Origin of the sequence: Halococcus sp. PRR34 (genome assembly GCF_028617175.1) — an archaeon.
GTDB classification, from domain to species: domain Archaea; phylum Halobacteriota; class Halobacteria; order Halobacteriales; family Halococcaceae; genus Halococcus; species Halococcus salifodinae.
Window position 1 is genome coordinate 1 of sequence record NZ_JAQJDA010000081.1, and the last position, 542, is coordinate 542.

General features: G+C 34.9%; 1 protein-coding gene. It reads right to left on the minus strand.

Annotation, left to right across the window (positions count from 1 at the left end; translation table 11 throughout):
* On the minus strand, positions 1-542 hold a 542-nt coding region (locus tag PHA81_RS20895), incomplete at both ends, for a hypothetical protein (protein WP_273838814.1).

A 542-nucleotide genomic window follows, 5' to 3' on the forward strand; every position in this document is an offset into this window, starting at 1 on the left:
CTCCTACTCATAATGTCCTTTAATAATGGCTTGATGTGCACATAGCTAGGTACTTTATTCCAACAAACTATAAATGAGTAATTGAAAATTATATGCACACTAACGCAATTCAATAAGGTTGTTACGAAAGTTCCACTTTCGTTACCATTATTAACAACATACACACTACCATTCAAAATATGAACAGCATGTATAAGAGTGAGAGAAATAGCCTCATACATAAGGTCCAACTGCGGGTGTTTTTCGTTCCTTGTTAACTCACCACCTATGTAACAAAATGCTTCGATAAGTTCGGTGATTAAGAGTTTATCAAACGCTTTAAAATCGGTGTTAAGAATTTTCCCTTGTTTAGTGCTAAACCTATGCCATATCTCTGTTGAAGTTGTATAAGGGTTTTGACCTATGGCATAATAACCTTCACTAGATTTAGCCATGGCTCTAGAGAACCAATCCCCAAACATTATTTTAAGAATTGCATTAACTGCAGGATCAACGTTGTTAAATAATCGCACTTTACCTTTTTGCGCTTTCTCTTTTTCTAT